The sequence below is a fragment of the Streptomyces sp. AM8-1-1 genome (genome assembly GCF_032229325.1).
Lineage (GTDB): Bacteria > Actinomycetota > Actinomycetes > Streptomycetales > Streptomycetaceae > Streptomyces > Streptomyces achmelvichensis.
This window is the reverse complement of record NZ_CP135086.1, coordinates 6,188,451-6,207,566: the sequence shown is the minus strand read 5'-3', so window position 1 is coordinate 6,207,566 and position 19,116 is coordinate 6,188,451. Positions and strand designations below refer to the sequence as shown.

23 protein-coding genes are annotated in these 19,116 nt (G+C 71.6%); 1 reads left to right on the top strand and 22 read right to left on the bottom strand.

The genetic code is table 11. From position 1 onward, the window contains the following. Nucleotides 1-68: 68 nt before the first annotated feature. The 11 genes from lgt to hisI form a co-directional block, all read right to left on the bottom strand. Entirely contained in the window at nucleotides 69-1,034 is a 966-nt protein-coding gene (gene lgt / locus RPQ07_RS27670; protein ID WP_313946920.1) for a prolipoprotein diacylglyceryl transferase, read from the bottom strand. Nucleotides 1,035-1,133: 99 nt separating this feature from the next. Further along, nucleotides 1,134-1,970, bottom strand: a complete 837-nt coding sequence (locus RPQ07_RS27665) for a DsbA family protein (protein ID WP_313946919.1) — start codon at nucleotides 1,968-1,970, stop codon at nucleotides 1,134-1,136. A gap of 89 nt (nucleotides 1,971-2,059) precedes the next feature. After that, nucleotides 2,060-2,884 (bottom strand): tryptophan synthase subunit alpha, encoded by an 825-nt coding sequence (gene trpA / locus RPQ07_RS27660; protein WP_313946918.1) that lies wholly within the window; start codon nucleotides 2,882-2,884, stop codon nucleotides 2,060-2,062. Continuing rightward, nucleotides 2,881-4,179: a tryptophan synthase subunit beta gene (gene trpB, locus RPQ07_RS27655; protein ID WP_313946917.1), complete on the bottom strand. Its 1,299-nt coding sequence runs from the start codon at nucleotides 4,177-4,179 to the stop codon at nucleotides 2,881-2,883. Before trpB ends, trpA begins: the two co-directional genes overlap by 4 nt. A gap of 214 nt (nucleotides 4,180-4,393) precedes the next feature. Beyond that, nucleotides 4,394-4,651: a tryptophan biosynthesis modulator TrpM gene (trpM, locus tag RPQ07_RS27650; RefSeq protein ID WP_413777785.1), complete on the bottom strand. Its 258-nt coding sequence runs from the start codon at nucleotides 4,649-4,651 to the stop codon at nucleotides 4,394-4,396. A gap of 8 nt (nucleotides 4,652-4,659) precedes the next feature. Beyond that, nucleotides 4,660-5,469: an indole-3-glycerol phosphate synthase TrpC gene (trpC, locus tag RPQ07_RS27645; protein WP_313946916.1), complete on the bottom strand. Its 810-nt coding sequence runs from the start codon at nucleotides 5,467-5,469 to the stop codon at nucleotides 4,660-4,662. Between the two features lie 145 nt (nucleotides 5,470-5,614). After that, on the bottom strand, nucleotides 5,615-6,052 hold the full coding sequence (locus RPQ07_RS27640; protein WP_313946915.1) for a DUF2752 domain-containing protein: 438 nt from the start codon (nucleotides 6,050-6,052) through the stop codon (nucleotides 5,615-5,617). Between the two features lie 92 nt (nucleotides 6,053-6,144). Then, on the bottom strand, nucleotides 6,145-6,420 hold the full coding sequence (locus RPQ07_RS27635; protein WP_313946914.1) for an HGxxPAAW family protein: 276 nt from the start codon (nucleotides 6,418-6,420) through the stop codon (nucleotides 6,145-6,147). A gap of 133 nt (nucleotides 6,421-6,553) precedes the next feature. Next, nucleotides 6,554-7,198, bottom strand: coding sequence for a TIGR02234 family membrane protein (locus tag RPQ07_RS27630; RefSeq protein WP_313946913.1), 645 nt, complete (start codon nucleotides 7,196-7,198; stop codon nucleotides 6,554-6,556). A 15-nt stretch (nucleotides 7,199-7,213) separates the two neighbouring features. Continuing rightward, nucleotides 7,214-8,842 carry an anthranilate synthase component I gene (trpE, locus tag RPQ07_RS27625; protein WP_313946912.1) on the bottom strand — a complete coding sequence of 543 codons (1,629 nt, stop codon included), beginning with the start codon at nucleotides 8,840-8,842 and terminating at the stop codon, nucleotides 7,214-7,216. An 11-nt stretch (nucleotides 8,843-8,853) separates the two neighbouring features. Then, on the bottom strand, nucleotides 8,854-9,219 hold the full coding sequence (hisI, locus tag RPQ07_RS27620; protein ID WP_313946911.1) for a phosphoribosyl-AMP cyclohydrolase: 366 nt from the start codon (nucleotides 9,217-9,219) through the stop codon (nucleotides 8,854-8,856). Nucleotides 9,220-9,303: 84 nt separating this feature from the next. On the opposite strand from hisI, the gene RPQ07_RS27615 reads away from it, so the two are divergent. Further along, nucleotides 9,304-9,939: a TIGR03085 family metal-binding protein gene (locus tag RPQ07_RS27615; protein WP_313946910.1), complete on the top strand. Its 636-nt coding sequence runs from the start codon at nucleotides 9,304-9,306 to the stop codon at nucleotides 9,937-9,939. Nucleotides 9,940-9,981: 42 nt separating this feature from the next. Here the strand turns inward: RPQ07_RS27615 and RPQ07_RS27610 are convergent, their stop codons facing one another. The 11 genes from RPQ07_RS27610 to hisD form a co-directional block, all read right to left on the bottom strand. Continuing rightward, nucleotides 9,982-11,235 (bottom strand): MFS transporter, encoded by a 1,254-nt coding sequence (locus tag RPQ07_RS27610; protein ID WP_313946909.1) that lies wholly within the window; start codon nucleotides 11,233-11,235, stop codon nucleotides 9,982-9,984. A gap of 44 nt (nucleotides 11,236-11,279) precedes the next feature. After that, nucleotides 11,280-11,867 carry a helix-turn-helix domain-containing protein gene (locus tag RPQ07_RS27605; RefSeq protein ID WP_313946908.1) on the bottom strand — a complete coding sequence of 196 codons (588 nt, stop codon included), beginning with the start codon at nucleotides 11,865-11,867 and terminating at the stop codon, nucleotides 11,280-11,282. 93 nt (nucleotides 11,868-11,960) lie between these two features. Continuing rightward, entirely contained in the window at nucleotides 11,961-13,166 is a 1,206-nt protein-coding gene (locus RPQ07_RS27600) for a cytochrome P450 (RefSeq protein WP_313946907.1), read from the bottom strand. Between the two features lie 144 nt (nucleotides 13,167-13,310). After that, the gene (gene hisF / locus RPQ07_RS27595) at nucleotides 13,311-14,066 is read right to left on the bottom strand and encodes an imidazole glycerol phosphate synthase subunit HisF (protein WP_313946906.1); all 756 of its coding nucleotides are present in this window, start codon (nucleotides 14,064-14,066) and stop codon (nucleotides 13,311-13,313) included. Further along, entirely contained in the window at nucleotides 14,063-14,461 is a 399-nt protein-coding gene (locus RPQ07_RS27590) for a RidA family protein (protein ID WP_313946905.1), read from the bottom strand. Before RPQ07_RS27590 ends, hisF begins: the two co-directional genes overlap by 4 nt. After that, the gene (gene priA / locus RPQ07_RS27585; protein ID WP_313946904.1) at nucleotides 14,458-15,183 is read right to left on the bottom strand and encodes a bifunctional 1-(5-phosphoribosyl)-5-((5-phosphoribosylamino)methylideneamino)imidazole-4-carboxamide isomerase/phosphoribosylanthranilate isomerase PriA; all 726 of its coding nucleotides are present in this window, start codon (nucleotides 15,181-15,183) and stop codon (nucleotides 14,458-14,460) included. The genes RPQ07_RS27590 and priA overlap by 4 nt, the downstream gene beginning before the upstream one ends. Continuing rightward, nucleotides 15,183-15,824, bottom strand: coding sequence for an imidazole glycerol phosphate synthase subunit HisH (hisH, locus tag RPQ07_RS27580; protein ID WP_313946903.1), 642 nt, complete (start codon nucleotides 15,822-15,824; stop codon nucleotides 15,183-15,185). The genes priA and hisH overlap by 1 nt, the downstream gene beginning before the upstream one ends. Further along, nucleotides 15,821-15,988 carry a hypothetical protein gene (locus tag RPQ07_RS27575; protein ID WP_313946902.1) on the bottom strand — a complete coding sequence of 56 codons (168 nt, stop codon included), beginning with the start codon at nucleotides 15,986-15,988 and terminating at the stop codon, nucleotides 15,821-15,823. The genes hisH and RPQ07_RS27575 overlap by 4 nt, the downstream gene beginning before the upstream one ends. Next, complete coding sequence (hisB, locus tag RPQ07_RS27570) at nucleotides 15,985-16,578, bottom strand: imidazoleglycerol-phosphate dehydratase HisB (RefSeq protein WP_313946901.1); 594 nt, start codon at nucleotides 16,576-16,578, stop codon at nucleotides 15,985-15,987. Before hisB ends, RPQ07_RS27575 begins: the two co-directional genes overlap by 4 nt. Then, a complete protein-coding gene (locus RPQ07_RS27565) occupies nucleotides 16,575-17,696 on the bottom strand; it encodes a histidinol-phosphate transaminase (protein WP_313946900.1) in 1,122 nt (373 codons plus the stop codon). The genes hisB and RPQ07_RS27565 overlap by 4 nt, the downstream gene beginning before the upstream one ends. Next, nucleotides 17,693-19,042 carry a histidinol dehydrogenase gene (gene hisD / locus RPQ07_RS27560; RefSeq protein ID WP_313946899.1) on the bottom strand — a complete coding sequence of 450 codons (1,350 nt, stop codon included), beginning with the start codon at nucleotides 19,040-19,042 and terminating at the stop codon, nucleotides 17,693-17,695. Before hisD ends, RPQ07_RS27565 begins: the two co-directional genes overlap by 4 nt. Nucleotides 19,043-19,116 lie beyond the last annotated feature (74 nt).

Genomic DNA, 19,116 nt, shown 5'->3' with positions numbered 1-19,116 from the left:
CCTTCCGGCATACGACGAGGCCGCCGGGACCCGATCGGTCCCGGCGGCCTCGTCGTATGTCGCTGCGGTCAGCCCTTCTTGGCCGACCCCGCATCCGCGTCGGCGTCCCTGACGGTGTCCCCGGCGTCCGCCGAGTCCTCCGGGGTCGACTCGTCGCCCGGCTCCTTGTTCTCGACGGCCTTCTCGTCGGCCGCGTCCGCGCCGTCCGTGCCCGGCTTCGAGCGGTCCGGCTCGACGATCTCCTCGCGTCCCGGCCGCACCCGCGCCGAGATCACGATGTACGCCACCGCCAGCGCGAAGACGATGATCGCGGTCCACACGTTCAGCCGCAGGCCCAGGACGTGGTGCGCCTCGTCGACGCGCATGTACTCGATCCAGGCGCGGCCCGCGCAGTACGCGGCGACGTAGAGCGCGAACGCCCGCCCGTGGCCGAGCTTGAAGCGCCGGTCGGCCCAGATGACCAGCAGCGCGACACCGATGCACCACAGGGACTCGTACAGGAACGTCGGGTGGTACAGACCCGCCTCGCGGTTCGCACCCTCCGTGATCTTGAGGGCCCAGGGCAGATCGGTCGGCTTGCCGTACAGCTCCTGGTTGAACCAGTTGCCCCAGCGGCCGATCGCCTGCGCGATGGCGATGGCCGGCGCGAGGGCGTCCGCCCAGGCCGGCAGCGGGATCCCGCGACGGCGGCAGCCGATCCAGGCGCCGACCGCGCCCAGCGCGATCGCGCCCCAGATACCGAGGCCGCCCTCCCAGATCTTGAAGGCGTCGACCCAGTTCTCACCGTCGCTGAAGTACAGCTGGTAGTCGGTGATCACATGGTAGAGCCGGCCGCCGACCAGGCCGAAGGGCACCGCCCAGACAGCGATGTCGGCCACGGTGCCGGCTTTGCCGCCTCGGGCGATCCAGCGCTTGTTGCCGTACCAGACGGCCACGAAGACACCGATGATGATGCAGAAGGCGTAGCCGCGCAGCGGGAGCGGTCCGAGATGGATCACTCCGGTCGACGGACTGGGAATGTAGGCAAGTTCCATGGCAGACCCGACGCTACCCTGCCGGGTGGGAGACACGGCAACCCACCCGGCAACGTCCTGATAACGAGCGGCGTGCCGCGGCGCGGCCCCGCCGGGCGGTCAGGACGACGGGCTGGGCGCCGGCGCGGACTGCTGGGTGCCCGGCTTCTTGCCCTTGTTCGCCTCGGTGACCCACTTCTTCAGGTTGGCCGGGGAGATCTGCTCGCTGCCCTTGGCCGGGAAGACCGACTCGCCGTTGAGCAGGACGGTGGGCGTCCCGCGGAAGCCGCCGTTCTGGAAGGCCGTGTTGGACTTGGCGACCCAGCTGTCGTGCTTGCCGTCCTCGACACAGCTGCGGAACCCGGGGGTGTCCAGCCCTTCGACCTTGCCCGCGAGCTCGATCAGCCGGTCGTTGTTGCCGAAGGCGTCGTCCGGCTCCGGCGGCTGGTTCTGGAAGAGCACGTCGTGGTACGGGGCGAAGTCGCCGACATCCTGGGCGCAGGCCGCGGCATTGGCCGCACGCAGGGATCCGCTGCCGCCCATGTTGCCGTCGATGATGGTGGCGAGGTGGTACTCGACCTTGATCTGACCGGCCGCGACGAGCTCGTGGATCGTGTCACGGAAGAGGTTCTCGAACTGCGCGCAGACCGGGCAGCGGAAGTCCTCCCAGATCGTGAGCGTGGAGGGCGCGTCGTCCGCTCCCACCGGGATCGCCAGCCGGTCCTTGCCCTGCACGCCGGCGGGCGCGAGGAGCGGGCCGGCCTGGGAGCCGCTGTCCTTCTTCGTGCCGGAGTTGGCAGCGATCACTCCGACGACGGCCGCGAGTCCCAGCACGGCCACCACCGCCGCCGACACGATCAGCACCCGGCGGCGCTTCTCACGTGCCTTGTGCTGCTCACGTTCCTGCTGGAGCCGCTCGCGCGCGGTCCTCTTCCGGTCCTGGTTCTTCTCACTCACATCCCGCAAACGAACCGGGGAGGCACGTGAGCGCCTCCCCGGTCCAGATCCACTCGTACGAGCGAGCCGTACGAGAGGGATGACCCCGGCTACCCGGCCTGCCCGTCCCTGCGCACGCCCCTGGCCAGCTCCGCTGCCAGCTCACGGACGGACGCGAGGCCGGCGGCGGTGTCGGGGGCGTCGAGGATCCGCTTCACGAACGCGGACCCGACGATCACCCCGTCGGCGAACGCGGCGACCTCGGCGGCCTGCTGTGCGTCGGAGACCCCGAGGCCCACGCAGACCGGCAGTTCGGTGGTGGCCCGGGTGCGGCTCACCAGGTCCTGGGCCTGTGCGCCGACCGACGCGCGGGTGCCCGTGACCCCCATCAGCGAGGCCGCGTACACAAAGCCGGACCCAGCTTCGGTGATCCGCGCGATCCGGGCGTCCTTGCTGCTCGGAGCGACGACGAAGACGGTGGCGAGAGAGTGCTTCTCGGCGTGTTCGCGCCACAGGCCGGACTCCTCGACCGGCAGGTCGGGCAGGATGCAGCCCGCGCCGCCGGCCTCGGCGAGCTCGGCGGTGAAGCGCTCGACGCCGTAGCGGTCGATCGGGTTCCAGTACGTCATCACCAGGACCGGCTTGCCGGTCGCCGCGTGCGCCTCGCGGACCGTGCGCATCACATCGGCGATCTTGACGCCGCCGCGCAGGGCGATGTCGTCGGCGGTCTGGATGACCGGTCCGTCGAGGACGGGATCGCTGTGCGGCAGCCCCACCTCGACGACGTCCGCGCCGCCGTCCAGGACGGCCTTCACGGCCTCGATACCGCCGTCGACGGTCGGGAAGCCGGCCGGGAGGTAGGCGATGAGCGCGGCACGCCCCTCGTCCTTGGCCCGCGCCAGGGTGTCGCTCAACAGCTGGATGTTGCCGCTCACTTCGCGTCCCCCTTGATCTCGCCCTCGCCGTTCTCGGCGGCTGTGTCCGCCTCGACCACGGCGTCCGCCTCACGGTCGTAGAGCCCGAAGTAGCGGGCGGCGGTGTCCATGTCCTTGTCGCCGCGTCCGGACAGATTGACGACGATCAGGCCGTCCTTGCCGAGCTCCCGGCCGAGGTCCAGCGCACCGGCCAGCGCGTGCGCCGACTCGATCGCCGGAATGATGCCCTCGGTGCGGGACAGCAGCCGCAGCGACTGCATCGCGGCGTCGTCGGTGACCGCGCGGTACTCCCCGCGCCCGCTGTCCTTGAGGTACGCGTGCTCGGGACCGATGCCCGGGTAGTCCAGTCCGGCCGAGATCGAGTACGGCTCGGTGATCTGGCCCTCCTCGTCCTGGAGGACGTAGCTGCGCGAGCCGTGCAGGATGCCGGGCTCGCCCGCGGTCAGGGTGGCCGCGTGCTCGCCGGACTCGATGCCGTGCCCGGCGGGCTCACAGCCCACGAGGCGCACACCGGCGTCCGGGATGAAGGCGTGGAACAGCCCGATCGCGTTGGAACCGCCGCCGACGCAGGCGACGGCCGCGTCCGGCAGACGGCCGGCGCGCTCCAGGATCTGGCGCCTGGCCTCCACGCCGATGACCCGGTGGAAGTCGCGCACCATGGCCGGGAAGGGATGGGGGCCCGCGACCGTGCCGAAGAGGTAGTGGGTGCGGTCGACATTGGCGACCCAGTCGCGGAACGCCTCGTTGATGGCGTCCTTCAGGGTCCTGCTGCCGGACTTCACCGGGATGACCTCGGCGCCCAGCATCCGCATCCGGGCGACGTTGAGCGCCTGGCGCTCGGTGTCGATCTCGCCCATGTAGACGGTGCATTCGAGGCCGAACAGGGCGCACGCGGTCGCGGTGGCGACGCCGTGCTGGCCGGCCCCGGTCTCGGCGATGACGCGCGTCTTGCCCATGCGCTTGGTGAGCAGCGCCTGGCCCAGCACGTTGTTGATCTTGTGGGAACCGGTGTGGTTCAGGTCCTCCCGCTTGAGGAAGATCCGCGCACCGCCGGCGTGCTCGGCGAACCGGGGCACCTCGGTCAGCGCGCTGGGGCGGCCCGTGTAGTTGACCATCAGGTCGTTGAGCTCGGCCGCGAACGCCGGGTCCGTCTTGGCCTTGTCGTACTCGACGGCGACCTCGTCGACGGCGGCGACGAGGGCCTCGGGGATGAACTTGCCGCCGAAGGCGCCGAAGTAGCCCTGGGCGCTGGGGACCTGACCCTCGGGGTCCGGGATGAAGAAGTCAGAAGACATCCGACGTACTCCTCAGAAGGGGCTGACGCCCCTGAAGTCTGGGTGTGCAAGGGGACACGTTATGCGCGCGCGCCGCTGTGACCGGGTTCCGCACCGGACCGACGCGCCGCAACCGGCGGTGCGAGGTCAGGACGCAGGGGCCCGTCCGGCGATCGAGGACACCGCGAGAGCCGGGACCGGGGGCTTCACCCCGGGAAACCGGCACCGTCGGACGTCAGTCGCGCGCGCCGTCCCCGCGCCATCGCATCCCGTTGACCTGGCCCGGCTCCGAACCGATGACGTACCGCACGCGCCGGCCGTGCACCCGGCGTGCGGGGGCGCGGCAGCCGCGGGGCTTGCAGCCCCGGGCCAGACGGGCGTACGGGTCACGGGCCGCGGCGAGCGCCGCCCGTGCCGCGCGCACGGCCGCCGTCGACGTCCCGGGACGCGTGGGCGTCCGGTGCGGCGCGGCGGTGGTGCGGGCGGTGGTCATGGCGGGTGTCAGTTCCTGCCGTGCCGCAGCGCCGGGTGGGCGCCCGCGGCGACGAGGTCGGCGACGGCCGCCTTCGGGTCCCGGCCGGTGACCAGGGACTCTCCGACCAGTACGGCGTCGGCACCCGCGTTGGCGTAGGCGATCAGGTCGTGCGGACCGCGCACACCGGACTCGGCGACCTTGACGATGTGGGACGGAATCTCGGGGGCGAGCCGTTCGAAGGTGCCCCGGTCGACCTTGAGCGTCTTCAGATCGCGGGCGTTGACCCCGATGATCTTCGCACCGGCGTCCACCGCGCGCTCGACCTCGTCCTCGTCGTGCACCTCGACCAGCGGCGTGAGCCCGATCGACTCGGCGCGCTCGATGAGGGAGACCAGGGCCTCCTGCTCCAGAGCGGCGACGATCAGCAGGATGACGTCGGCGCCGTAGGCGCGGGCCTCCCACAGCTGGTACGCCGTGACGATGAAGTCCTTGCGCAGCAGAGGTACGTCGACCCGGGCACGGACGGCCTCCAGATCGGCGAGCGAGCCGCCGAAGCGGCGCTCCTCGGTCAGGACGGAGATGAGGGCGGCGCCCCCGGCCTCGTAGTCCGCGGCGAGCGCGGCGGGGTCGGCGATCGCGGCCAGCGCGCCCTTGGAGGGGCTGGAGCGCTTCACCTCGCAGATCACCTGGACGCCCTCGCCGCGCAGTGCGGCGACCCCGTCCTTGGCGGCGGGAGCCTTGGCGGCGCGCTCCTTGAGCTCGTCGAGGCTGACGCGCGCCTGCCGCTCTGCGAGGTCGGCGCGTACGCCTTCGATGATCTCGTCGAGCACACTCACGCGAGCGGCCCCCTTCCGGGACGGTGATGGTTCAGGATCAGCCATGTCGATGGTATCCGCAGGAGGCCCCCGGCCTCGCATCCGGTTGACGCCTGTCCCACTACCTGGGACTTCGGCGGCTCCCCGGCACCGGCCGGGCGGCCCCTCACGGGGCCAGCGCAGAGCCGAACGGCAGGTTCCGCACCACGCTGAAGACCAGCAGTACGGCGCCCAGCGACCACCACCACACGGGGGCGACGGCGATCCGCATCGGCACACCGCGGACGGCGCGAATCAGCCACAGGGCCATCACCACGGCGAAGACGCCGTAGCCGACGACGGCCACGGCGTTGGCCCCGAAGGCCGCCGCCAGATCGCCGTGGGCGAAGGCGTGGGCGCTGCGCAGACCACCGCAGCCCGGACAGAGGATCCCGGTGAGCCGCAGGAGCGGACAGACCGGGTAGTGACCTGGTTCGTTGGGGTCGACCGCGCCGACGTAGGCGAAGGCGGCGGCGACTCCCGCGAGGGAGGCCACGGGGGCGGCGAGACGTCGCGCGAGCGGGGCTGGCCCGGGAGCGCGAGCGGGTGTCGCGGGAGAAGGCATGGCGTCCACCCCGTGATTGTCTCCGTCGGAACGCAAGGGCGCAGCCCGGCCCCGGCCGGTCTGCGCCCTTGTGTCGTGAGGTCCTGGCGGTGTCAGGCGGAGGTCTGCGCCGAGGCGGGCTGCGCGGGGGCGGTGGCCGCCTGCGCACGGGCCCGCTCCGCGGCGGCCTTCTCGGCCTTCGGCATACCGAGACCGGCGGCCCTCATCGCGAGGCCGACCAGACCGCCGGCGACGACGACGCCCATGCCGGCCCAGAAGCCGAGCGGGTTGGCCGCGACCATGAAGACTCCGGCGATGCAGAAGCCGATGAAAGCGATGATGACACCGGTCCAGGCGGCCGGGGTGTGTCCGTGGGCGCTGCCCGCCATGAGTTGCTCCTCGTTGCCGTTGCTCTGTGGTGAGCTGTTGCTCGATGGTGAGCCGGTAGCTCACCCGCCATTGTCCCGTACGCCGTGTCGTGCCCTGTGCCAGGGGTGGCGGTCACGTCTCGGCCCCGGGAGGTCATGTCCCGCGGGTCGGGTCCTCGCCGCGGTCCAGTGCCTTCCAGAGGTCCTCGGGGCGGTCGGGGTCGACGACCGGCGCCTTGCGGGGCCTCGGGGTGCCGTCCCGCTCGTAGCGGCCCGACATGGCGGGCCACTGCCTGCCGTAACGGAGCGCGAGCAGTCCGGCGAGCAGGATCAGCAGACCGCCGGCCGCGGTCACATAGGGCCAGGCGGTATGGGTGAGTGCGCCGACCGTGGCGGCGGTGTCGCCGGTGGTCTTCGCCGCCTTCTCGTCCAGGGCCGCGCTGTCGGACGCGCCCAGGAAGGCGGTGACGGCCGCACCGGCGCCGCTGAGGGCGAGCAGCGCTGCCACCAGGAACCGGCCGGCCCTGCGGACGGCGAAGACCGCGACCAGCGCGGCCAGACCGACGATGGCGAGGGCGGTGGGCACTCCGGTGACGTCGCTGCCGTCGGCGTCGAGCGGCACACTGCCGCCACCGACGGCCGCCGTGCCCTCGGCCCAGATCTGGCCGGAGGCGAGCAGGACGACGGTGGCGCCGGCGGCGCCGAGAACAAGTGCTGCGCCGAGGCTGCGGCGGCTGCTGTCGGCGGACGCGGCGGATGCCGATTCGGCGCGGGGCTGGGGTACAGGTACAGCACTCACGACCCCTACTATCCCTTACCGCCCGGTGTGGCCGTTCAGCCGGTTGGCCGTATGGACGGCGCGAAGCACCGCGGCCGCCTTGTTGCGGCACTCGGTGTCCTCGGCGACCGGATCGGAGTCGGCCACGACACCCGCTCCGGCCTGCACGAATGCGGTTCCGTCGCGCAGCACGGCGGTACGGATGGCGATCGCGGTGTCCGAGTCGCCGGCGAAGTCGAGATAACCGACACATCCGCCGTAGAGCCCGCGCCGGGAGGGTTCGAGCTCGTCGATGATCTGCATCGCGCGGGGCTTCGGCGCTCCGGAGAGGGTGCCGGCGGGGAAGCAGGCGGTGAGCACGTCGAAGGCGGTACTGCCCGCGGCGACCCGGCCGGTCACGGTCGAGACGATGTGCATGACGTGGGAGTACCGCTCGATCGACATGAAGTCGACGACCTCGACGCTGCCCGGCTCGCAGACGCGGCCGAGGTCGTTGCGGCCGAGGTCGACGAGCATCAGGTGCTCGGCGCGCTCCTTGGGGTCGGCGAGCAGTTCGTCGCCGAGCGCCTGGTCCTCCTGCGGGGTCGCGCCGCGCGGCCGGGTGCCCGCGATGGGGTGGACCATGGCGTGCCCGTCCTCGACCTTGACCAGGGCCTCGGGGCTGGATCCGACGACGTCGAAGCCGTCGAAGCGGAAGAGGTACATGTACGGGCTCGGGTTGGTGGCCCGCAGCACCCGGTAGACGTCGAGGGCACTGGCCGCACAGGGGGTCTCGAACCGCTGCGAGGGGACGACCTGGAACGCCTCGCCGGCCCGGATCCGCTCCTTGATGTCCTCGACGGCGGCCTGGTAGTCGGGCCCGCCCCACGGGACGGTGAAGTCGGGGAGCTCGGAGGGCGGCAGTACGGCGGGGGCGGAGGCCAGCGGCCGCGCGAGGTCGGCCTCCATGGCGTCGAGCCGGGCGACGGCGTCCGTGTACGCCTCGTCGACACCGGTGTCGAGGTCATTGTGGTTGATCGCGTTGGCGATCAGCACGACGGTGCCGTCCCAGTGGTCGAGCACGGCGAGGTCCGAGGTGAGGAGCATCGTCAGCTCGGGGAGCTTCAGGTCGTCGCGCTCGCCCGGACCGATCTTCTCCAGCCTGCGGACGATGTCGTAACCGAGGTAGCCGACCATGCCGCCGGTGAAGGGCGGCATGGCGGACGCCGGGTCACTCGTGTGGGTCCCTGCTACGCCGCCAGGCGTAGGGGTGGGGGTCCCTCCCACGCCGCCAGGCGTAGGGGTGGGGGTCCCTCCCACGCCGCCAGGCGTAGGGGTGGGGGTCCCTCCCACGCCGCCAGGCGTAGGGGGAGTGTGCAGGGTCTCGACGGTGGCGCGCAGGGCGGCGAGCGGGTCGCCGTCCGTGGGGACGCCGACGGGCGGGGTGCCGAGCCAGTGCGTGCGGCCGTCCCGCTCGGTGAGGGTGGCGGCGCTGCGGACCCCGACGAAGGAGTAGCGGGACCAGGACCGGCCGTTCTCGGCGGACTCCAGCAGGAAGGTGCCGGGGCGTTCGGCGGCCAGCTTGCGGTAGAGCCCGACCGGGGTGTCGCCGTCGACCAGGAGCCTGCGGCTGACGGGGATGACGCGGCGGTCGGCGGCCAGCTTCCGGAAGGTGTCGAGATCCATGGCGGCTGAGCCTACTTGCCGAGCGGGAGCACGTCGGCGTCGAAGCAGGTGCGGTCGCCGGTGTGGCAGGCGGCCCCGATCTGGTCGACCTTGACGAGGATGGCGTCGGCGTCGCAGTCCAGGGCGACGGACTTGACGTGCTGGACGTGGCCCGACGTGTCGCCCTTGACCCAGTACTCCTGGCGGCTGCGCGACCAGTAGGTGCACCGGCCGGTGGTCAGCGTGCGGTGGAGGGCTTCGTCGTCCATCCAGCCGAGCATCAGCACCTCACCGGTGTCGTACTGCTGGGCGATGGCCGGGAGGAGCCCGCCGGCGTCGCGCTTGAGGCGTTCGGCGACGGCGGGATCGAGGGAGCTGGCGGGGACACTGCTGGTCATACGCCCATTGTGCCGTGTTGCGGGCGCGCGCTGGACGGTATGTCCACTGGGCGGACCGTGTGCCGCCGCCGTAGGCTGGCGGACATGTCGACCCATGCGAAGCGTGAACGACTTCTGCTCGCCGATCTGTTGGAGGCGGCGGGCCCCGATGCCCCCACTCTGTGCGACGGCTGGACGACCCGGGATCTCGCGGCCCACGTGGTGGTGCGTGAGCGGCGGGCCGACGCGGCCGGCGGGATCATGATCCCGCTGCTCAGGAGCCGGCTCGACCGGGTGATGGCCGAGTTCACGGCCAGGCCGTACGACGAGCTGATCCGGCTGATCCGTACGGGACCGCCGCGGATGTCGCCGTACGGGATCAAACAGGTGGACGAGGCCGCGAACACCGTCGAGTTCTTCGTGCACGCCGAGGATGTGCGCCGGGCGCAGCCCGACTGGACCCCGCGCACGCTGGACCGGGTCTTCGAGGACGCGCTGTGGTCGCGGCTGGAGAAGGTGGCCCGGCTGCTGGGCCGCAAGGCCCCGGTGGGCCTGGTGCTGCGGCGGCCGGACGGTCAGACCGCGGTCGGTCATCGCGGCGCGCCGGTGGTCACGGTCACCGGTGAGCCGGGTGAGCTGACAGTCTTCGCCTTCGGCCGGCAGGACGCGGCGCAGGTGGAGCTGGAGGGCGACAAGGACGCGGTGACCCGGCTGCGGGACATGGGCCAGCTCGGGATGTAGCGGGGTTCTCGCGGTCCTCGGGGTTCTCGGGGTGTAGCGGTATCAGCGCACGAGTTCGGCGCGGCGGACGGCCGGGGTGAGGAGCCCGACGGCCGCACCCGTCATGCTGACGGCGCCGAAGGCGAGGAAGACGGGCACGGTGCCGAAGCTGTCGGTCGCGAACCCGAAGAGTGGGTACGCGAGCGGGGCGATGCCCACGCTGCTGAGCGCCATGACCGAGCTGACCCGGCCGAGGTAGGCCGGGTCGGTCGCGCTCTGGATCAGCGCGACCGCCAGTCCCCCGCAGACGCCCGCGAACAGGCCCGTGGCTCCCGCGAGGGCGACGGCCGTGACGAGTCCGGGCGCCAGCGCCAGTGAGCCGAGGGCGGCGCTGCCGACGACGAGGGCCGCGATCTGGACCGCCCCGGCGCGCGGCAGCCGGCGGGCGACGGTGAGCAGCAGGGCGCTCGCTCCGGCGCCCACCCCGAAGGCGCCGACGATCCAGCCGACGCCCGAGGGACCCCAGCCGCGCTCGTCGGCGAGGAGGACGAGACCGACGTTCAGCGGCGGGATGGCTCCGAGTTCGCTGAGGGCTCCGGAGAGAACGAGCGGGCCGATCAGAGGATGGCGGCGGATGTGGCGCAGTCCGCCCCGCAACTGCTGCCAGGGGGTTTCGCCGCGGTCCTCGCCGATGCCCCCGGGCAGCGGTGCGATCCGCACCGCGACGAGCAGGACCAGCGAGAGTGCGAACAGGCCGCCGGCGACACCGAAGGCGGCCCCGGGCCCCCCGGTGCCCATCGCGAATCCGGCGAGGGGCGGGCCGGTGGTGGTGCCGACGCGCTGGACAAGGGCGCGCAGTCCCTGGACGCGTACGAGCTGCCCGGCATCGGTGATGCGGGGCGGCAGAGCGCCGACCGCGGGCATGAACAGGGCGTCGACCGCGCCGAAGACGAGGGCCGCGGCGATCAGCAGCCACAGGCCGGGCGTGGCAAGGGTAAGCGCGCCGGCGACGGCGAGGATCACGGCGCAGCGGACGGCGTCGGAGGTGATGACGACCCGGCGCGGGCCGAAACGGTCGGCGATCACTCCCCCGCCGAGCATGAGGAGCGCTCTGGGCACGGCTCCGGCGGCCATCACCATGCCGACCTGGGCAGGCCCGGCGATCTGGGCGGCGGCCCAGCCGAGTGCGAGGAAGTAGATGCTGTCGCCGACGAGGGAGGCGGCGTAGGCGGCGAGCCAGCGCAGGACGTTGCCGTCGCGGTGGGCGGCGGGGGCCGGTATGCCGGGGCTGGACGTCTCGGTCACGGTCGCGGTCACTCGGGCTCCTTCGGGCAGGCGGACGCCGGTGTCGACACGGGGCGTCAGGGGCGGAAGGGGAATCCGTACATGTGGACCGCGACGTGTTCACGCCCGGCCGTGTCACCGCTCTCCTCGGCGGCGCGCCCCCGGTCGGTCCAACGGCGCATCAGCTCGCCGATCTCGTCGGCCATCTCCTGGAGTTCCGCGGAGGTGAGGCGGGGCACGTATTCAGAGCTGAAGGCGGCGTCGGTCCACTCGTCGGGCCAGGCGGCCAGCTGGTCGAGGTAGGCGGCGTACCGCTCGGTGCGGGTGTCGACGAGCCGGCGGATGACGGTGCCGGCGACCGCCGCACCCTCGGGGCCGTCGAAGTCCGAGGTGCGGAAGGTGAATCCCCGCTCGGTGGAGAGACGCCACCAGCGCTCGCGGCCGTCCTTGCCCGCGTCCGGCGCCTCTTCGATGAACCCGTGCTCGGCCATCTTGCGCAGGTGGTAACTGACCAGCGAGACGGCCTCGTCGACCTGGTCGGCGAGGTGGGAGGCAGTGGCCGTGCGGGCCGTGTAGAGGGCGCGGTAGAGCTTGATGCGCAGCGGGTGTGTGAAGACCTTGAGGGCCTCGACGTCGGTGATGCGCTGGGTCTCGTGGTCGGCCATGACCCGACCGTAGATACGAAAGAGAAGTTGCGCAATAAGATTTGCGCAACTTCTCTTTCGTATCGCAGGCCCTGATGGGTCAGGGGGCCGGTGTCACCAGCGCACCGGCAGCTTCCGTACGCCCCTGATCAGCATCCCCGGCATCCAGGGGAGGTCCGCCACGTCCGCGTCGAGCGCCAGTCCGGGGAAGCGCTCCAGCAGTCCGCGGATCGCGATGCGCCCTTCGAGCCGGGCCAGCGGCGCGCCGAGGCAGTAGTGCAGACCGTGCCCGAAGGCGATGTGGCCGCGAGCGTCGCGGCGAATGTCGAACCGGTCCGGGTCCTTGAAGCGCGCCGGATCACGGTCGGCGTCCGCCATCGCGATCAGCACGGTGGAGCCCGCCGGGATCGTGACGCCCTCCATCTCCACGTCCGCGAGGGCCAGTCGGTCCGTGCAGGCCTCCACCGGGCCGTCGTAGCGGAGCATCTCCTCGATCGCCCCGTCGAGCAGCGAGAAGTCCGCACGCAGCGCGGCGAGTTGGTCCGGATGCGCGAAGAGCGCGCGCATACCGTTGCCGATGAGGTTGACCGTCGTCTCGTGCCCCGCGATGAGCAACAGGACGGACATCCCGATGAGTTCGTCCGGCGAGAGCCGGTCGCCGCCCTCGTCGACGGCGTGGATCATCGCACTGAGCAGATCCTCACCCGGGTCCCGGCGCTTGGCCGCGATCAGCTCCCGGAGGTAGGCCGTCGTCTCCTGGTAGGCCTGCGCCTCCGCCTCCGGACTGGTGCGCGCCACCATCTCGTTGGACCAGCCGCGGAAGGCGTCGCGGTCCATCCCGGGCACGCCCAGCAGCTCACAGATGACGGTCATGGGCAGCGGAAAGGCGAACGAGGCCACCAGGTCGGCCCGCCGCTCCTCCGTCGCCGTCATGGAGTCCAGCAGTTCGTCGGTGATCTGCTGGACGCGCGGGGCGAGCGCCTCGATGCGGCGCGGAGTGAACTCCCGTGCCACCAGCCGCCGCAGGCGGGTGTGGTCCGGCGGGTCGGACATCAGCATGTGCGCGAGCGCCGGCTGGTCCTGGTCCGTGTTCACGATCTGGGTGATGTCACCGGACTTCATCCAGTCCCGGCTCAGCCGGGGATCGGTGAAGGCGGTACGGCACGCCTCGTACCCGACGACGAGCCACAGCTCCTCGCCGTCGGGAGCGCGCACGTGATGGACGGGCCCCTCCGCGCGGAGCCTGGCGTAGACGGGATACGGGTCGCTGACGAAGTGCGGACTGATTTCCGCGAGATCGGCGATGGGCCGGGTCACCATGCTGTTCCCCCTGTTCATCATGGGTCCAACGGCACGCTAACCCGGCCCACAGGAGGGACGGACGCCAGTTTTCGGACAGTTTGTCCTGCGTCTCGGACAGTTCGCCCGACGGCCCAGACCACGGTCCCGGACCGTCGCCCGGCGTCAGCGCACGGGGTGACCGGATCCGCGCAGGGCCTCCTTCACCTCGGAGATCCGCAGATCGCCGAAGTGGAAGACGGAGGCCGCGAGGACGGCGTCCGCGCCGGAGTCGACCGCCGGGGCGAAGTCCGCCAGCCGGCCCGCGCCGCCGCTCGCGATCACAGGCACGGTGACATGCCTGCGCACCGCCGCGATCATCTCGGTGTCGTAGCCGTCCTTGGTGCCGTCGGCGTCCATCGAGTTCAGCAGGATCTCGCCCGCCCCCAACTCGGCGGCCCGGTGCGCCCATTCGACGGCGTCGATACCGGTCCCCTCACGGCCGCCGTGCGTGGTGACCTCGAACGAACCGGACGCGGTACGCCGGGCGTCCACCGACAGCACCAGCACCTGCCGGCCGAAGCGCTCGGCGATCTCACGGATCAGCTCGGGCCGGGCGATCGCCGCCGTGTTGACGCCCACCTTGTCGGCGCCCGCCCGCAGCAGCTTGTCGACGTCCTCCGCCGAGCGGACACCGCCGCCGACGGTGAGCGGGATGAAGACCTGCTCGGCGGTGCGCCGCACCACGTCGTACGTCGTCTCCCGGTTGCCCGAGGAGGCGGTGATGTCGAGGAAGGTGAGCTCGTCGGCGCCCTCGGCGTCGTACAGCTTCGCCATCTCGACGGGGTCGCCGGCATCGCGCAGGTTCTGGAAGTTGATCCCCTTGACGACCCGTCCGTTGTCCACGTCCAGACAGGGGATGACACGGACCGCGAGGCTCATCCGGCACCTCCCCGGTACGCCTCGACCTCCACCTCGACGACCAGGCTCGGGTCGACGAAGCCGGAGACGATGAGCATGGACGCGGCGGGGCGGACCTCGCCGAACAGCTCCTTGTGCGCGCGGCCGACGTCCTCCACGTCACGCGCGTGCGTGAGGTACATCCGCGTCCGCACCACGTGCTCCCGGCCGAGGCCGAGTTCCTTCAGCGCGTCGATGGCGACACCGAACGCGGTGACCGCCTGCTCGTAGGGGCCGCCCGCGGAGATCTGGCCGCCGACGGTCGACGTACAGCCGGAGACGAGGACCAGGCCGGTCGGCAGCTCGACGGCGCGGGAGTAGCCGAAGGACTCCTCCCACGGGTTCTCCGAGGCGAGACGGCGTACGGAATCGGTCATGCCGACACCGCCGCGAGCGCCTCTTCCAGCGTGAACGCCTTGGCGTACAGCGCCTTTCCGACGATCGCGCCCTCGACACCGGCGGGGACCAGCGAGGAGAGGGCCCGCAGATCGTCGAGCGAGGAGACGCCGCCGGAGGCGACGACCGGCTTGTCGGTCGCGGCGCAGACGTTCTTCAGGAGCTCCAGGTTGGGGCCCTGGAGAGTGCCGTCCTTGGCGATGTCGGTGACGACGTACCGCGCGCAGCCCTCGGAGTCGAGGCGGGCCAGCGTCTCGTAGAGGTCGCCGCCGTCGCGCGTCCAGCCGCGGCCGCGCAGGGTCGTGCCCCGGACGTCCAGGCCGACCGCGATCTTGTCGCCGTGCTCGGCGATGACCTTGGCGACCCACTCCGGGGTCTCCAGGGCGGCCGTGCCCAGGTTGACCCGGGTGCAGCCGGTGGCGAGGGCCGCGGCGAGCGAGGCGTCGTCGCGGATGCCGCCGGACAGCTCCACCTTGATGTCCATGGCGCGCGCGACCTCCGCGATCAGCTCGCGGTTGTCGCCGGTGCCGAACGCGGCGTCCAGGTCGACGAGATGCAGCCATTCCGCGCCCGAGCGCTGCCAGGCCAGGGCGGCCTCCAGGGGGGAGCCGTAGGACGTCTCGGTGCCGGACTCGCCGTGCACCAGCCGGACGGCCTGTCCGTCGCGGACGTCGACTGCGGGAAGGAGTTCAAGCTTCGGCATTACAGCGTCTCGATCCAGTTGGTCAGCAGCTGGGCGCCGGCGTCGCCGGACTTCTCGGGGTGGAACTGGGTCGCCCACAGCGCGTTGTTCTCCACGGCGGCCACGAAGCGCTCGCCATGGGTGGCCCAGGTGATCTGGGGGGCGCGGATGGCGGCGTTGGTGACCTCCAGCTCCCACTCGTGCACGGCATAGGAGTGCACGAAGTAGAACCGGGTGTCGTCGTCGGTGCCGGCGAACAGCTTGCTGCCGGCCGGTGCCTCGACGGTGTTCCAGCCCATGTGCGGGACGACGGGCGCCTTGAGCGGGCCGACCGTGCCGGGCCACTCGTCGAGGCCCTCGGTCTCCACACCGTGCTCGATGCCGCGGCCGAACAGGATCTGCATGCCCACGCAGATGCCCATGACGGGGCGGCCGCCGGAGAGCCGGCGGCCGATGATCCAGTCGCCGCGGGCGCGCTTGAGGCCGTCCATGCAGGCGGAGAACGCGCCGACGCCCGGGACGAGGAGTCCGTCGGCGTTCATCGCCGTGTCGAAGTCACGGGTGATCTCGACGTCCGCGCCGACCCGGGCCAGCGCCCGCTCGGCGGAGCGGATGTTGCCGAATCCGTAGTCGAAGACGACGACCTTCTTCGGAGTGCTCATTCCCAGATCCCCTGGATCCGCAGGACACCGGCGACCAGGCACATCGCGGACCCGATACCGAGGAGCACGACGAGGCCCCGGGGCATGTCCTGCTTGATGAAGGAGTACACACCGCCGGCGAGGAAGAGCCCGACGACGATGAGAACGGTGGAGAGGCCGGTCACAGGGCGCCCTTCGTGGACGGGAGGATGCCGGCCGCGCGCGGGTCGCGCTCGGACGCGTAACGCAGGGCGCGGGCCAGCGCCTTGAACTGGCACTCCACGATGTGGTGCGCGTTGCGGCCGTACGGCACGTGCACGTGCAGCGCGATCTGGGCCTGCGCGACGAACGACTCCAGGATGTGCCGGGTCATCGTCGTGTCGTACTCGCCGATCATCGGCGCCATGTTCTCGGGCTCGGTGTGCACGAGGTACGGACGCCCCGACAGGTCCACGGTGACCTGGGCGAGGGACTCGTCCAGCGGCACGGTGCAGTTGCCGAAGCGGTAGATGCCGACCTTGTCGCCGAGCGCCTGCTTGAAGGCGTTGCCGAGCGCGAGTGCGGTGTCCTCGATGGTGTGGTGCGAGTCGATGTGGAGGTCGCCCTCGGTCTTCACGGTGAGGTCGAACAGCCCGTGCCGGCCCAGCTGGTCGAGCATGTGGTCGTAGAAGCCGACCCCGGTCGCGACATCGACCTTCCCGGTGCCGTCGAGGTCGATCTCGACGACGACGGACGTCTCCTTGGTGGTGCGTTCGACCCGTCCTACGCGGCTCATGCGCTCTGCTCCTTCTTGCTGCGTTCCTTCATCAAAGCGCGAACCGCATCGAGGAACGCGTCGTTCTCTTCGGGGGTGCCGGCGGTGACCCGCAGCCATCCGGGTACGCCGTTGTCACGGACCAGGACGCCGTGGTCGAGGATCTGCCGCCAGGCCTCGTGCGCGTCGGGGAACCGTCCGAACTGCACGAAGTTGGCATCGGACTCGGTGACCTCGTACCCGATGGCGAGCAGCTCTGCGACCAGGCGGTCGCGCTCGGTCTTCAACTGCTCGACGTACCCGAGCAGGGTATCGGTGTGTTCGAGGGCGGCGAGCGCGGTGGCCTGGGTGACGGCCGACAGGTGGTACGGCAGGCGGACCAGCTGGACGGCGTCGACCACGGCGGGATCGGCGGCGAGATAGCCCAGGCGCAGTCCGGCGGCGCCGAAGGCCTTGGACATGGTGCGCGACACCACGAGATTCGGCCGGCCCTCGATCAGCGGCAGCAGCGAGGGGCGGTGGCTGAACTCCACGTACGCCTCGTCGACCACGACCAGGGACGGCTTGGCCGCCTGCGCCGCGTCGTACAGGGCGACGACGGTCTCGGCATCGACCGCGGTGCCCGTGGGGTTGTTGGGCGAGGTGATGAAGACGACGTCCGGCCGGTGCTCGGCGACGGCCTCCCGGGCCGCCGCCACGTCGATGGTGAAGTCGGCGTGGCGCGGGCCGGAGATCCAGGCGGTGCCGGTGCCCCGGGAGATCAGACCGTGCATCGAGTACGAGGGCTCGAAGCCGATGGCGACACGGCCCGGCCCGGCGAAGGTCTGGAGCAGTTGCTGGATGACCTCGTTGGAGCCGTTGGCCGCCCAGACGCCCGCGGCGCCCACCTCGTGCCCGGTGGTGCGGGTGAGATAACGGGCGAGCTCGGTGCGCAGCTCGACGGCGTCCCGGTCGGGGTAGCGGTTGAGGCCGCGGGCGGCCTCGCGGACCCGCTCGGTGATCCGGTCGACCAGCGCCTCGGGCAGCGGGTAGGGGTTCTCGTTGGTGTTCAGCCGGACGGGCACGTCCAGCTGGGGCGCGCCGTACGGGGACTTGCCGCGCAGCTCGTCCCTGATGGGGAGATCGTCGATGCCGGTCACTTCTGCGGCACCTTCCAGCCGAAACGCGCCTTCATGGCGGCGCCGTGCGCCGGCAGGTCCTCGGCCTCGGCCAGGGTGACCACGTGATGGGTGACCTCGGCGAGGGCGTCGCGGCTGTAGTCCACGATGTGGATGCCGCGCAGGAACGACTGGACGGACAGTCCCGAGGAGTGGCAGGCGCAGCCGCCGGTCGGCAGCACGTGGTTGGAGCCCGCGCAGTAGTCACCGAGGGATACGGGGGCCCAGGGGCCGACGAAGATCGCTCCGGCGTTGCGGACGCGGGCGGCGACCGCGGCGGCGCCAGTGGTCTGGACCTCCAGGTGCTCGGCCCCGTAGGCGTTGACGACCCGCAGACCCGCCTCGATGTCGTCGACCAGGACGATCGCGGACTGCTTGCCCCCCAGGGCCGGCAGGATCCGGTCGACCACGTGCTTGGTGGCCGCGACCTGCGGCTCCAGCTCCTTCTCGACCGCGTCGGCCAGCTCCGGGGAGTCGGTGACCAGCACCGCGGCGGCCATCGGGTCGTGCTCGGCCTGGCTGATCAGGTCGGCGGCGACGTGCACCGGGTCGGCGGTGTCGTCGGCGAGGACCGCGATCTCGGTCGGGCCGGCCTCGGTGTCGATGCCGATGCGTCCGGTGAAGTAGCGCTTGGCGGCGGCGACCCAGATGTTGCCCGGGCCGGTGACCATGTTGGCGGGGGCGCACCCGTCGGGTCCGGAGGTTCCGTACGCGAACATCGCGACGGCCTGGGCGCCGCCGGCCGCGTACACCTCGTCGATGCCGAGCAGCGCGCACGCGGCCAGGATCGTCGGGTGCGGACGGCCGCCGGCCGGGTCACCGTCGAAGCGGGGCCTCTGCGGAGGGGAGGCGAGCGCGATCGACTCGACGCCCGCTTCCTGCGCCGGCACGACGTTCATGATCACGGAGGAGGGATAGACGGAACGGCCGCCCGGGGCATAGAGCCCGACGCGCTCGACGGGCACCCACTTCTCGGTGACCGTGCCGCCGGGGACGACCTGGGTGATGTGCTCGGCGCGGCGCTGCGCCCGGTGCACGATCCGGGCGCGCCGGATCGACTCCTCCAGCGCGGCCCTGACCTCGGGGTCGAGCTGCTCCAGCGCCTCGGTGAGCGCGGCGCGGGGCACCCGCACCTGCGTCAGCGTGACGCCGTCGAACTTCTCCGCGTAATCGATCAGCGCCGCCGTGCCCCGATGATGCACGTCCTCGCAGATGGGCCGCACCTTCTCCAGGGCGGCTTCCACGTCGAACTCGGCACGGGGCAACAGGTCACGCAGAGCAGCGCCCTCGGGGAGGGCGTCGCCGCGCAGATCGATTCGAGAGATCACGCAGACAATTCTCTCAGACCGGGTCCGGCCTCCGATCGTCCGTATCAATGGCTGATACACGCCACTCTTTTTGA